General features: G+C 64.5%; 14 protein-coding genes and 1 pseudogene. 6 read left to right on the top strand and 9 right to left on the bottom strand.

Annotation, left to right across the window (positions count from 1 at the left end; all coding sequences use genetic code 11):
* Positions 1–174: 174 nt before the first annotated feature.
* On the top strand, positions 175–597 hold the full coding sequence (locus tag AB4136_RS01850) for a metallopeptidase family protein (RefSeq protein WP_024923259.1): 423 nt from the start codon (positions 175–177) through the stop codon (positions 595–597).
* 32 nt (positions 598–629) lie between these two features.
* Here the strand turns inward: AB4136_RS01850 and AB4136_RS01845 are convergent, their stop codons facing one another.
* Together AB4136_RS01845 and AB4136_RS01840 are read right to left on the bottom strand one after the other, a co-directional pair.
* Complete coding sequence (locus AB4136_RS01845) at positions 630–839, bottom strand: DUF1737 domain-containing protein (protein WP_024923258.1); 210 nt, start codon at positions 837–839, stop codon at positions 630–632.
* Positions 840–872: 33 nt separating this feature from the next.
* The gene (locus tag AB4136_RS01840) at positions 873–1,754 is read right to left on the bottom strand and encodes an HpcH/HpaI aldolase/citrate lyase family protein (RefSeq protein ID WP_024923257.1); all 882 of its coding nucleotides are present in this window, start codon (positions 1,752–1,754) and stop codon (positions 873–875) included.
* 97 nt (positions 1,755–1,851) lie between these two features.
* Between AB4136_RS01840 and AB4136_RS01835 the strand changes: the two genes are divergently transcribed.
* From AB4136_RS01835 to AB4136_RS01825, 3 genes are all read left to right on the top strand, one after another.
* A complete protein-coding gene (locus tag AB4136_RS01835) occupies positions 1,852–3,021 on the top strand; it encodes an NAD(P)/FAD-dependent oxidoreductase (protein ID WP_024923256.1) in 1,170 nt (389 codons plus the stop codon).
* Between the two features lie 96 nt (positions 3,022–3,117).
* Positions 3,118–3,252 (top strand): hypothetical protein, encoded by a 135-nt coding sequence (locus AB4136_RS01830; protein WP_275040855.1) that lies wholly within the window; start codon positions 3,118–3,120, stop codon positions 3,250–3,252.
* 114 nt (positions 3,253–3,366) lie between these two features.
* Entirely contained in the window at positions 3,367–4,401 is a 1,035-nt protein-coding gene (locus AB4136_RS01825; RefSeq protein WP_024923255.1) for an aspartate-semialdehyde dehydrogenase, read from the top strand.
* A 1,440-nt stretch (positions 4,402–5,841) separates the two neighbouring features.
* Here AB4136_RS01825 and leuC read toward each other — a convergent pair.
* Positions 5,842–7,251, bottom strand: a complete 1,410-nt coding sequence (gene leuC, locus AB4136_RS01820) for a 3-isopropylmalate dehydratase large subunit (RefSeq protein ID WP_137900349.1) — start codon at positions 7,249–7,251, stop codon at positions 5,842–5,844.
* A 294-nt stretch (positions 7,252–7,545) separates the two neighbouring features.
* Between leuC and AB4136_RS01815 the strand changes: the two are divergent.
* A pseudogene (locus tag AB4136_RS01815) lies at positions 7,546–8,162 on the top strand (DUF1287 domain-containing protein).
* A 21-nt stretch (positions 8,163–8,183) separates the two neighbouring features.
* Here AB4136_RS01815 and AB4136_RS01810 read toward each other — a convergent pair.
* The 3 genes from AB4136_RS01810 to AB4136_RS01800 form a co-directional block, all read right to left on the bottom strand.
* Positions 8,184–8,819: a class I SAM-dependent methyltransferase gene (locus tag AB4136_RS01810; protein WP_137900351.1), complete on the bottom strand. Its 636-nt coding sequence runs from the start codon at positions 8,817–8,819 to the stop codon at positions 8,184–8,186.
* A gap of 119 nt (positions 8,820–8,938) precedes the next feature.
* Positions 8,939–9,760, bottom strand: coding sequence for an amino acid ABC transporter permease (locus AB4136_RS01805; RefSeq protein WP_171020911.1), 822 nt, complete (start codon positions 9,758–9,760; stop codon positions 8,939–8,941).
* Positions 9,757–10,119, bottom strand: coding sequence for a winged helix-turn-helix transcriptional regulator (locus AB4136_RS01800; RefSeq protein ID WP_137900352.1), 363 nt, complete (start codon positions 10,117–10,119; stop codon positions 9,757–9,759). Before AB4136_RS01800 ends, AB4136_RS01805 begins: the two co-directional genes overlap by 4 nt.
* Positions 10,120–10,183: 64 nt before the next feature.
* On the opposite strand from AB4136_RS01800, the gene AB4136_RS01795 reads away from it, so the two are divergent.
* Positions 10,184–10,576, top strand: coding sequence for a YybH family protein (locus tag AB4136_RS01795; RefSeq protein WP_441930154.1), 393 nt, complete (start codon positions 10,184–10,186; stop codon positions 10,574–10,576).
* 39 nt (positions 10,577–10,615) lie between these two features.
* Here the strand turns inward: AB4136_RS01795 and AB4136_RS01790 are convergent, their stop codons facing one another.
* From AB4136_RS01790 to AB4136_RS01780, 3 genes are all read right to left on the bottom strand, one after another.
* Entirely contained in the window at positions 10,616–11,413 is a 798-nt protein-coding gene (locus AB4136_RS01790) for a transporter substrate-binding domain-containing protein (RefSeq protein WP_024923197.1), read from the bottom strand.
* Between the two features lie 175 nt (positions 11,414–11,588).
* A complete protein-coding gene (locus AB4136_RS01785) occupies positions 11,589–12,080 on the bottom strand; it encodes a MarR family winged helix-turn-helix transcriptional regulator (RefSeq protein ID WP_441930152.1) in 492 nt (163 codons plus the stop codon).
* Between the two features lie 2 nt (positions 12,081–12,082).
* Entirely contained in the window at positions 12,083–12,502 is a 420-nt protein-coding gene (locus tag AB4136_RS01780) for an organic hydroperoxide resistance protein (RefSeq protein WP_024923195.1), read from the bottom strand.
* Positions 12,503–12,984 lie beyond the last annotated feature (482 nt).

Here is a 12,984-nt window from a genome sequence, read left to right as displayed (position 1 = left end):
CCGTTCCGTCGATATGTTCCTGTTATGTTCTTATAGATTCCAGAGGGCGGAACGAGAGTCAAGCGGAGTCGTGAAGAATTTATTCCTCTTCCAGGCGGGCACTCGTCTCCGGAGCGTCCGGCATTTGCCGATTGTGCCGCAACGGCCTATATGCCGAATGTCAAAGGACAAAGAATGGCCCGCATCTACAAGACCCGCACCTGGCATGGGGAGCTTTCACCCTCCCTGGAGGAAATGGAGCTCCTGGCGCTGGAAGCCTATGCGCATCTGCCGGAAGAATTCCGCAAGCTGACCGGCGAGATCGTCATCCAGATGGCCGAGTTCCCGACCGACGAGATCATGGACGACCTGTCGCTGGAGACGCCGTTCGACCTGCTTGGCCTGTTCGAGGGGCGCGGCATCGCCGAACGCTGGAACCCGGCGACCGGCGAAGGGCCGAACCGCATCACGCTCTATCGCCGCGCCGTCCTCGACTACTGGGCCGAGAACGAGGAGACACTGGGCGACATCGTCACCCATGTGCTGATCCACGAGATCGGCCATCATTTTGGCCTCTCCGACGACGACATGGAGCGGATCGAGGCGGCCGTCGAATAGACTTTTCGATGCGTGGCCTCAGCGGCCGCCCGTCACCAGTCGCTCAGCTTGGTCTCGCCGGGAACATAGTCCTGGCCGTCTATGTCCTTCACCACGGCCTGGCCGCAGCGCATCGCCTTTTCTTTTTTGTCGTAGGCATAGGTCGGCGAGCCATAGAGGTGCCAGCCCTTGTTCAGCGCCGCTGTCACCTTATGGCAGAAGGTGGCGTCGTCGACGGCGGTGAGAAAACGGTAAAGTCGCATGAGCGGGTCCTGTCCTGTATAGGGTAGCGGCGATCATGCGCCGATGCTTGTGGCTTTCGCCAGCAATTTTTCGGCCTGGGCGAGGTGCAGCCGCTCGACCATCCGGCCTTCCAGCGCGATCACGCTTTTTCCGGCGTTCTCCGGCCTGCCGAAGGCCTCGACAACGGCGCGGGCCTCGGCCAGCGCCCGCGGCGACGGCGAGAAGGCGGCATTGGCGGCCTCGATCTGCGTAGGATGGATCAGCGTCTTGCCGTCGAAGCCCATGGCCGCAGCGTCGGCGCATTCGCGCAGGAAGCCGGCCGAATCGTGGAAATCATTGTAGACGCCGTCGAGCAGCGCGATGCCGCCGGCGCGCGCGGCCAGCACCATCTGCATCAGCCATGGCATCAGATAGCGTCGGTCCGGCGTCGCCTGGATGCCGGTCTCCTTGATCAGGTCGTTGGTGCCGGCGACCAGGCAGGCGAGCCGCGAGGCGGGATCGCGGCCAAGCTCGGCGATGGCGGCGATGTTGATCAGCGCCTTGGGCGTCTCGATCATCGCCCACAACTTGACCTCGTCGGGCATGTCGGCCTCGTCGAGGGCATCGCCGGCTTCCAGGATGTCGCGCGGCGTATCGATCTTGGGCAGGAGAATGCCGTCGGGCCGGCAAGCAAGGGCCGCGGCCAGATCATCCGGGCCGCTTTCGCCGCCAAGGCGGTTGATGCGCACCACCATTTCGCAGCGTCGCTTTGGGCGGTCGGCGAAGATCGCGCCCAGCCTGTCACGCGCCGAAGCCTTCTCGCCGGAAGCGACGGCGTCCTCCAGATCGATGATGACCGCATCGCAGGTAAGGGCCGGGATCTTGGCCAGTGCCCGCTCGTTCGCGGCGGGAATGTAGAGCACGGAGCGGCGCGGACGATAGGAAATCTCAACCATCTGGTCTTCTTGCCCGGCAAAGCTGGCCCTTGCAAGCTCTTGCGGGAGGGTGGCTGAACCTGCTTTCCTTCAGCGCGGCAATTCGGGACTTCAGTTCATGGCGCAATACGACATCGTGATCATCGGCGGGGCCATCGTCGGCGCCTCGGTTGCCTATTACCTCCGCGAGGAAGGGTTCACCGGCTCCATCGCGCTGATCGAGCGCGATCCGCAATTTGCCCATGCGGCGACGACGCTGTCCTGCGCCTCCATCCGCCAGCAGTTCTCGATCCCTGAAAACATCCGCCTGTCGCAGTTCACGCTGAAGCTGTTCCGGCGGCTCAAGGAAGAATTCGGCACCGATGCCGATATCGGCTTCCGCGAAGGCGGCTATCTGATCCTGGCCGGCGAGAACGGCCTGCCGATCCTGAAGGCCAACCACGACGTGCAGGTGGCGGAAGGCGCCGACATCGTCCTGGAGGACGTCGAGGCGCTGACGCGTCGTTTCGCCTGGTTGTCGGCGGAGGGCATCACCGCCGGCGCCTATGGCCGCTCCGGCGAGGGCTGGTTCGACGCGCACGCCTATCTGCAGCTGTTCCGCAAGGCGTTGCGGACCAAGTCGGTCGACCTGATCACGGCCTCGGTCACCGCCATTGCTCGCGACAACGGCCGCGTCCAGTCGGTGACGCTCGACAATGGCGAGACGCTGCAGGCCGGTATCGTCGTCAACGCCGCAGGTCCGAATGCCGGCAAGGTCTCGGCCATGGCCGGGCTCGAACTGCCGGTGGAGCCGCGCAAGCGTTCGGTCTTCGTGTTCGAGGCCCGCGAGCGCTACGAGGATCTGCCGCTGCTGGTCGACCCGAGCGGCATCTATGTACGGCCGGAAGGTTCGGTCTACATCACCGGCGGCGCCGAGCCGGAGGAGGGCGAAACCGCCGCCGACCCGACCGATTTCGAGCCGGACTGGTCGCTGTTCGAGGAGACGATCTGGCCGGTGCTCGCTACCCGCATCCCGGCTTTCGAGGCGATCAAGATGACACGCGCCTGGGCTGGCCATTACGACTACAACACGCTCGACCAGAACGCGGTGATCGGCCCGCACCCTGAAGTGTCGAACTTCATCTTCGCCAACGGTTTTTCCGGCCATGGCCTGCAGCAGGCGCCGGCGGTGGGCAAGGCGCTGGCCGAACTCATCATGCATGGCGGCTACCGCAGCATCGACTGTTCGGCCTTCGGCTATGCGCGCGTGGCGCAAGGGCGGCCGTTCCGCGAGCTCAACGTGATCTGACCGCCACAGGCGCGCCGAACTTTGCCGTCGGGCTTTCGTTGCGATTGACTCCTTTCGCAATCAGCGTAAAAGCCCGTCCCGAACAGGAACGTCCCGATGCGCGGCCTCATCATGGCTCTTTTCGCATTCGACTTCCCCGGCCATGGCAACATGGTTGCGGGAGAGCGGCAACGCGCGCGCCTGTCCTCGACCAAAACTACGGCCAAAAAAACCACCGTCACCACGGTCTGATCTCCCTTGGCCTTCTCGCCCTCTCCCCGGGTCTGGCCCGAGGGAGGCGAGACCCGCAGTGGCCGGCGGGTTTCTCCAAGCAAAGCGAGCGGAGAGCGACAGGAGAATTTTTCTATGGGTTTCAAGGTTGCGGTAATCGGCGCCACGGGCAATGTGGGTCGTGAAATGCTGAACATCCTGGAAGAGCGCGGCTTTCCGGTGAGCGAAGTGGTAGCGATCGCCTCGCGGCGCAGCCAGGGCACCGAAGTGTCCTTCGGCGACAAGACGCTGAAGGTGAAGGCGCTGGAAGGTTACGACTTCTCCGACACCGACATCGCCATCATGTCGGCCGGCGGCAACATCTCGAAGGAATGGTCGCCCAAGATCGGCAAGCAGGGCTGCGTCGTCATCGATAATTCCTCGGCGTTCCGCTACGATCCGGAAGTGCCGCTGATCGTGCCGGAAGTGAACCCGGACGCGATTTCCGGTTTCACCAGGAAGAACATCATCGCCAACCCGAACTGCTCGACCGCCCAGCTGGTGGTGGCGCTGAAGCCGCTGCATGACGCGGCCACCATCAAGCGCATCGTGGTGGCGACCTACCAGTCGGTGTCGGGCGCCGGCAAGGAAGGCATGGACGAACTGTTCACGCAGACCCGCGCCGTCTTCGTCGCCGACCCGGTCGAGGCCAAGAAGTTCACCAAGCGCATCGCCTTCAACGTCATCCCGCATATCGACGTCTTCATGGAAGACGGTTCCACCAAGGAAGAGTGGAAGATGGTGGCCGAGACCAAGAAGATGCTCGACCCCAAGATCAAGCTGACCGCGACCTGCGTGCGCGTGCCGGTGTTCATCGGCCATTCGGAAGCGGTGAATGTCGAGTTCGAAAAGCCGATCACCGCCGACGAGGCGCGCGATATCCTGCGCGAGGCGCCGGGCTGCCTGGTCATCGACAAGCGCGAGGACGGCGGCTACATCACGCCGATCGAGTCCGCCGGCGAGGACGCCACCTACATCTCGCGCATCCGCGAAGACTCCACGCTCGATAACGCCCTCAACATGTGGATCGTCTCCGACAATCTGCGCAAGGGTGCGGCGCTCAACGCCGTGCAGATCGCCGAGCTGCTGGTCGAACGCGGCCTGATCCAGCCGAAGAAGAAGGCGGCTTAATTCCGCTCACGGGTCGCACCGCCGCCTCTGGCGGCTGACCCTACGCGGGTGCGCCGGACCGACCGGCGGCCCGCAGTCGCGGGCTCGGCCTTCGGCCGATAGTTCCTCCCACGCTGTCTCCGCTTAGCGGTTCGCTCCGGACGGGGCGCGCCACGAGGCGCGACGCGCGGTCGCGCTTGCGGTCTTCGACCGATGGTTTGCTCACAGGCCGCAGCGCTGCCTGCGGCGGCGTTCGTCGTTCGAAAAGCCAAGCAGTTGGCTTTTCGTCCGCTTCGCGGAACTCTCTTCACCTACGTGGGTGCGCCGGACGACCGGCGGCCCGCAGTCGCGGGCTGGGTAGCTAGCCCGTCCCGCGCGTTCGTCATTCCGGGCAAGCGAGGCGAAGCCGAGCGCCGACCCGGAACCCATTGGTCCCAGCGCATTGAGCACGGCCCGGACCTGAGTTCGCACGGATCGCCGTGAAACATGCGGCGTCGGTTCGGCTGCGTGAACGGTTCAGAACGAGGACCGGGCCGCGCTCGACGATGGTGCGGCCAATGGGTTCCGGCTCTCGCTGCGCTCGGCCGGAATGACGGCGGTGGGGTTGCGTTGATACATCTATTCATCGCCACGCTGCGGAAATCCGCCCTGGCCATTGTCAAAAAACACTCCCCTTGAGGGAGGTGGGAAGCGGGGCGCCGGGTCGGTGCCTCTCTGTAATAGTACGTGGCGCCTTCCGGGCGCCCCGCCGGTGTTCTTGCCCCGGACCGACCTCGCCGTCCTTCGCGACGGCAGACTTCGGACCTCGAAGCCGCCATTTTCGGCGGCCGGGTTTTTCCAGGGCCCGGACTTAGGGCTCGTCACCAGACACCGCCACCGTTAGCGCTGCCAGTCCGGCACCGGCGCCCTCCCTGATACCCGGTGCGCACCAGGTTCCCGTGAGGGCGATGCGCCGATTGTCGACTGAAGGCGAGTGGCGTGAATAAATCCGGGCGTGTTTTTTGTGCGATCAACGCCAAGCGACTGAACAGACACGGTTCTTTCTTTCGACCTGCGCCTTCCTCCACGCGTCCAATCCACATCCTGCACCGCACCGGCGCATCAGCGTGTCGGGAATCCATGCCGTAACGCCGGTGAAAACAGCGACGGCTCAGAACGGGCAAAAAGCGGAACGCGACCCGAGGCCGGCGGAACGGTGATGAAGACAGCGGCGGTTCGGATGTGTTGGAGATGCGCGACACGCAATAGGGCGGCGCGGCGAACGGTTGCGCGTGAGCGACCCCGAGGAGCGGGGCATGTCGGGAATGACGAGGCGTTCCTGCCTTCGGCAAGCGGTTGAATGCAAGAGATAGTTTCCCGCCGCGACGGGCCAGCCCCAAATGCCAAAAGGCCCCCGGCGGGGATGCCGGAGGCCTTTGAATGCTATCTTGTCCTTTCCCGTCGGAGCGGGAAGAGGTCGGATCAGTGCCAGTCGCGGATGTCGACGAAGTGACCGGCGATCGCGGCAGCCGCAGCCATGGCCGGCGACACCAGATGGGTGCGGCCCTTGAAGCCCTGGCGGCCCTCGAAATTGCGGTTCGAGGTCGAGGCGCAGCGTTCATGCGGCTTGAGGCGGTCGTCGTTCATGGCCAGGCACATCGAGCAGCCCGGCTCGCGCCAGTCGAAACCGGCCTCGATGAAGATCTTGTCCAGCCCTTCGGCTTCCGCCTGCGCCTTCACCAGGCCGGAGCCCGGAACGATCATGGCGTTGACTGTCGCCGCCACCTTCTTGCCCTTGGCAACGGCGGCAACGGCGCGCAGGTCTTCGATGCGGCCGTTGGTGCAGGAGCCGATGAAGACGCGGTCGAGCTTGATGTCGGTGATCTTGGTGCCGGCGGTCAGGCCCATATAATCGAGCGCGCGCTTCTTGGAGTTGCGCTTGTTCTCGTCCTCGATCTCGTCGGGGTTCGGCACCACGCCGAGCACGGAGGTGACGTCTTCCGGCGAGGAGCCCCAGGTGACGATGGGCGGCAGCTTGGCTGCATCGAGCACCACCACCTTGTCGTAATGGGCGCCTTCGTCGGTATAGAGCGTCTTCCAGTAGTCGAGCGCCATGTCCCAGGCCTCGCCCTGCGGCGCGCGCGGCTTGTCTTTCACATAAGCGAAGGTGGTCTCGTCCGGCGCGATCAGGCCGGCGCGGGCGCCGCCCTCGATCGACATGTTGCAGATGGTCATGCGGCCTTCCATCGACAGCGCGCGGATCGCCTCGCCGGCATATTCGATGACATAGCCCGTGCCGCCGGCGGTGCCGATCTCGCCGATGATGGCGAGGATAATGTCCTTGGCGGTGACGCCTTCCGGCAGCTGGCCGTCGACACGCACCAGCATGTTCTTGGCCTTGTTCTGGATCAGCGTCTGGGTGGCCAGCACATGCTCGACTTCCGAGGTGCCGATGCCATGCGCCAGCGCGCCGAAGGCGCCGTGGGTGGAGGTGTGCGAATCGCCGCAGACGATGGTCATGCCGGGCAGGGTAAAGCCCTGCTCGGGGCCGATGATGTGGACGATGCCCTGGCGGCGGTCCTTCTCGGAATAATATTCGACGCCGAAATCGGCGGCGTTTTTCGCCAGCGCCTCGACCTGGATGCGGCTTTCCTCGTTCTTGATGCCGTTCACGCGGTCGGGCGAGGTCGGCACGTTGTGGTCGACCACGGCCAGCGTCTTTTCCGGGTGACGAACCTTGCGGCCGGCCAAGCGCAGGCCCTCGAAGGCCTGCGGGCTGGTCACTTCGTGCACGAGGTGGCGGTCGATCCAGAGCAGGCAGGTGCCGTCGTCCTGGCGGTCGACCACGTGTTCGTCGAAAATCTTGTCGTAGAGGGTGCGCGGTGCGCTCATGTGCGTAAATCCGTCGATGTGAAGCAGGAAGATGCGAAATGCGCGCCGGCAAACGGGCGCGGCCGGCTACTAGCTAAGTCGGCTGGTCGGCGTACCGGAAATGCGGGCGAAAAAACGCGCGGGCAGGCGCTTCTTGTCCTGCAGCACGAAGCCCTTATAGGCCGGATCGCCGAAAAGCTCTTCCATCGCCCAAGGCTCATATCAAGAATCCACCCGGTCGGCAATTGCGCCTGCTCCGGTCAAAATTAAGCCCGAAAGCTCGATTGCCCTGACCGTCGTATCGAGGGGTGTCACATGGTCGATCGTCGCACTGTGCTGAAATCGATGGTGCTGGCTGCCTGTCCGGCACTGTTGACGCGGCCGGTGGCGGCTGCGCCGGCGCAGGCCTGGGGCATGAAACTGGTCGACGCGGGGCTCGCCCAGGTCGGCGTGACCGTTCTCTACGATCCGGCCTATGTGCGGCTCGACTATCCGGGCGGCGACGTTCCCGCCGAGCGCGGCGTGTGCACCGACGTCGTGGTGCGGGCCTATCGCCAGGCGTTCGGCATCGACCTGCAGCGGCTGGTCAACGAGGACATGCGCGCCGGCTTCTCCGCCTATCCGAAAATCTGGGCCGCAAGCAGCCGGACCGCAACATCGACCATCGCCGCGTTCCCAATCTGGAGACCTTCTTCAGGCGCAAGGGCGCGGCGCTGGATGTCGTCGACGATCCGAAGGCCTACCATCCGGGCGATCTGGTGACGCAGCGCCTGCCGGGCAACCTGCCGCACATCGCCATCGTCACCGACCGGATGACGCCGGACGGCCAGCGGCCGTTGGTCGTCCACAATATCGGCGCCGGCGCCAGGGTGGAGGACACGCTGTTCGCCTTCCGCCTCAACGGTCATTTCCGCTTTCCGCCCAATGCCTGAGCGTTTCGGCCGGCCGCTTCGCTAAAGCACCTCGAAGACGAAGGTCTTCACCAGCGCGTCCGGGTCGGCGATCGCATAGCAGCGGAACCACGGGCTTTCCTCGACCGGCCGCCATTTGCCGGCCCGCTCCAGCTCGGTGAAGACGTCGCGAAAGCCGCCTTTATCCAACACCTGGTCGCGCACGGTGAAGATGGCGTGGCCGCCGCTTTTGGTGATGCGCACCAGCTCGTGAAGGCCGGACGCCGGCGCATGGCCGATGGTGAAGACGCCGGTGGAGAAGAAGGCGCGGAAATGCCTGTCCGGCCAAGGCAGCGGGCCGCCGAGCATCGCCTTTTTGAGCTCGCCATAGGCCTGGCGGCCGGCGGCGACCTTCAGCATGTCATCCGAGAGGTCGAGCCCGGCGAGATTGGAATAACCGAGCGCCTTGAGCTGCGGGCCGGTCAGGCCGGTGCCGCAGCCGGCGTCGAGCAACGGCCCCTCGCCCGCCGGCACGTAACGTGTGACCCAGGCGGCGATCAGGAACGGCAGCAGATAGCCCAGCGAAGCGGTTTCGCTGTCATAGCTCGCCGCCCAGGCGGCATAGGCGTGGCCGAGCGCTTCAGGCGAGCCGGCGCCATAAACGGAGTCCAGCGCTTCATGCGCCTTGTCGGTATCCATCGCCATGTCTCCTCCCCTGGTCGGGCCAGCGTGGGAGGGAACGGCGTCGGCGTCAACCCGGTGTTGTCGCTCTAAAGTTCGCCCGGCGCTTCACAGCGGGTAGCGGGCAAACCCCAGGATCACGACGCCGGGCGCTGGCTGCGCCGCATGCGTTGTTCCAGCGCTCTCAAGGCGAGCGAAAGGCTGACCGTGAGGGTCAGGTAGATATAAGCGACGATCGAATAAGTTTCGAAGAAGCGGAACGAGCCGGAGGCGTAGATCTTGCCCATCTGGGTGATGTCGGCGACGCCGAGCACCGAGACGAGAGAAGAATCCTTGGTGATGGCGATAAAGTCGTTGCCGAGCGGCGGCAGGATGACCCGCACCGCCTGCGGCATGACGATCAGCCGGAAGCGCTGGCCACGGCTGAGACCCAGCGCCTTGGCGGCTTCGATCTGGCCGACGTCGACCGACTGGATGCCGGCGCGGAAGATCTCGGCGATGAAGGGCGAATAGCCGAAGGCGAGCGCGATGATGGCGCGCCACAAAAGCGAGACCTCGCGCACCAGGAGCGCGTCGATGTAGCCGGCCTGCTGCAGCGGCAAGGTGACGAAGTTCCAACCGGCGACAAAGGCTGGGACGCCGGCGAAGGCGATCCAGAACAACAGCACCAGCACCGGGATGCCGCGCATGATCTCGACATAGAAGCGGGCGATCTGTCTCAGCCAGATCGAGCCCGACAGACCCATCAAGGCAATGCCGAGGCCGATCGTCGCCGCCAGCAGGAAGGCGATGAGCGCGACCAGGATGGTGATGCCGATGCCTTGCACGACGGTGCCGAAGACCTGGGCATAGATGTCGCTGGTGAAGATCGCGATTGCCGCGACGACCGCGATGGTGGCCGCCGCCGCGAGCCACCAGGGAAACTCCTTGGCCTGCTTGCCGGACGCGGGCGGGATCAATGTCGCGGCTCACGAAAGGAAGAAGGCAGGGTCTCGAAGCGATCGAGGATGGCAACGACCTGGCGGCCGCCTTCGGACAACGAATAGACGACGCCGCGCGGGAAGGCAGAGACCGCGTCGCGTTCGACCAGCCCGCGCCGCAACAAGCCGTCGAGCCGCTCCGACAGCACTTTCGCTGTGATATTGGGCAGGCAGGCCATCAGTTCGCCATGCCGCCTGGCGCCGGCCGAGAGATGCCACAGCACCAGTGCGTTCCAGCGATGACCGAGGAAGGCCAGCCAATCCTCGACCGGGCACAGGTCCGGCCGGCGCGGCATGGGCGTCTCAGGGCTGGCTGAGGCAATCGCCGGTTCGGTCATGTTGGGTTCCCGTTTGGATAGTTCTGAAACGACATGGTTCTGTTCTCGAAACAGGAGAAAGCCAATGTCAAGGAAAGTCTATCGACCCGCGCAAATGAACGGCACTTTTGCCGCTCTGCGCAACGCCGGCAGGCTGGAAGAGCTGCTTTCGCTCTACGAGGACGACGCGCAGCTGCTGATCGATGCCAGCGGCGCCAGTCTCACCGGCAAGGCGGCGATCGCGACGGAATTGCGGAAACTCATCGAATTGCCGGGCACGATGGTGTCGAACAACACTTTCTGCGTCGAGCATGGCGATCTCGCGCTGCTGCGCGCCGACTTTTCGCTCGCCGATGAAAATGGTGACATCTTCTATTCCGGCTTCACCGCCGAAATCGTGCGCAGGCAGGCTGACGGCAGCTGGCTCTACGTGGTCGACCACGCTGGCGCCAGCCGCTACGGCGCCACTGGCGGTTAAGCGCCGGCCCCGCCGGACGACGGAGCCGGCTACGGCCTGTTACTGGCCGATCTTGTAGTCGAGGAACCACTTCTTGTTCAGCGCGTCGATCGTGCCGTCGGCCTTGAGCGCGGCGATCGCCGCGTTGACCGGCTTCACCAGGTCCGAGCCCTTGGCCAGGATAAAGCCGAAATCCTCGGTGCCGAGCGGGCCGCCGATGAGCTTCAGCTTGCCTTCGGAAGCCTCGACATAACCCTTGCCGGCGGTGCCGTCGGTCAGCACCACGTCAACGTCGCCGGCCTTGAGTGCCTGCACGGTGGCGCCGAAGGTTTCGAACAGCTTGATGCGCGGGTTGTGCTCATTGCCGTCGAGCACGGAATAGACGGCGGTGTAGAAGGGCGAAGTGCCCGGCTGCGCGCCGATCAGGCCGTCCTTCAACGCGGCGAAGCTCTTGGCCTCGGTGAAGCGGCTTTCGTCGCCGCGCACCAGCATGAACTGCTCGTTGCGCATATAGGGGTCGGAGAAATCGACCTTGGCCTTGCGCTCGTCATTGATGGTGATGCCGGTCATGCCGATGTCGTACTGCTTGTCGGCGACGGCCTGGATCATCGCGTCCCAGGAGGTGTTCTGGTATTCGACCTTGAAGTTCAGCCGCTTGGCGATTTCGTTCATGAAATCATATTCCCAGCCGATCTGCTTGCCGGACTTGGGATCGACGAACTGCAGCGGCGGATAGGCGTTTTCCGTCACCACCACGACTTTCTTGCCGGCGAGATCGGGCAAGGTCTGGGCGTTGGCCGCGAACGGCGCCAGAAGGCAGGCGGCAATCGCGGCCAGCACGAGTTTCGATCGGATCATGGTACTTCCCCCGGGAAATGGACCGCGCGGGTTCGGCGGTCGAAAAGGATCGCGCCGACATTAGCCTTCTGGCGCGGCCTTGCAAGCCGCCGCGCTGCGCCCGGCAGGAGGAAACTGGAAATCGATACCCAGGAATGGCGGAATCGGGGACGATTTATCTCCCGATCCCGCAGCCTTATTCCGTCTCGACGGTCCCGGCTTCCGCGGCGCGCAATTGGCCGATCAGGGCATTCAGTGTTTCGCGCAAGCCGGCGAGCTCGGCCGGGGCGAGCGGCACGCGGCAGGCGAGTGCCGCTTGCACGCCGCTGGCGGCGGTACGCAGCGCCTCGCCCTGCGCGGTCGGCTCCACCAGCACGCGGCGTTCGTCGGCGGGGTCGCGGCGGCGGTTGATCAGCCCGCCCGCCTCCATGCGCTTGAGCAGCGGCGTCAGCGTGGCCGGATCGAGGCCAAGCGTGTCGCCCAATTCGCCCACCGTGCGCGGCGCCTTTTCCCACAGCGCCAGCATGGTGAGGTATTGCGGATAGGTGAGCCCGAGCGGCGCTAGCAACGGCCGGTAGAGCTTGGTCATCAGGCCGCTGGCCGAATAGAGCGCAAAACAAAGCTGCCGGTCGAGCCGGGGCGTTTCGGCCCGGCCCGGCGCAGTTCCATGCTCGATCGTGCCCGTCACGTTCAACCGGCCTGCACCGACAGGGCGACGTCGACATTGCCCTTCAGCGCATTGGAATAGGGGCAGACCTTGTGGGCGGCGGCGACAAGCGCCTCGGCGGCGGCCTGGTCGAGGCCCTTGGTTTCAGCGGTGAGCGCGGCGCCCAACCGGAAACCGCCCTCGCCGTTCGGGAGAAGATCGATCTTCGCCGTCACCGCGGCGTCGGTGAGCGAAAGCTTCTGCTTGCCGGCGATGAAACGCATGGCGCTTTCGAAACAGGCGGAATAGCCGGCGGCGAAAAGCTGCTCGGGATTGGTGGCGCCGCCTTTGCCGCCCAGTTCCTTCGGCATGGCAAGGTCGAGGCTGATCAGGCCGTCTGAGGACTTAACATGGCCGGCGCGGCCGCCGACGGCGCGGGCTTCGGTGGAATACAATGCGGACATCGTCATCTCCAATTAATTTGTGTACAAATCATTAGTGTACAAAATAATGTAAGTCAACCAGTGAGGGGATGATTATCGGGCTCGGCTGGCAATTGGATTTGGTGCGGGTCGCAGAAACTCCGTCATTCCCGACCTCGTGAGGGAGCGAAGCGACCGGAGAGTGTCGGGAAGCCATGCCGGAACGCTGAAGGACCGGGCCTGCTCAAGGCAAGCAACAGCCCGAGAGCTTCGGCGTGTCCCCACATGCAGCGTTCGGTTTTCCACGATGCCAGAATGTGGACGCTGCTCCTTCGCGCTATTCCCCAATCGTAGAAATCGCGAAAAGCGGTTTGAAGCCGGGTCTGGACCGCTTTGCCACTATCAGCGTTCCGGCATGGATTCCCGACACGCTCCGCTCCCTGCGGTCGCTCACGAGGTCGGGAATGACGGAACCTCGGCGGCCCACTCTTGCTTCGATGTTCGCCCTGCGCCGCCGGTTCAGA

Source organism: Mesorhizobium sp. 2RAF21 (assembly GCF_052115345.1).
GTDB lineage: Bacteria > Pseudomonadota > Alphaproteobacteria > Rhizobiales > Rhizobiaceae > Mesorhizobium > Mesorhizobium terrae.
Note: the sequence above shows the minus strand (reverse complement) of the source record. Positions and strands in the feature narration are given on the sequence as shown.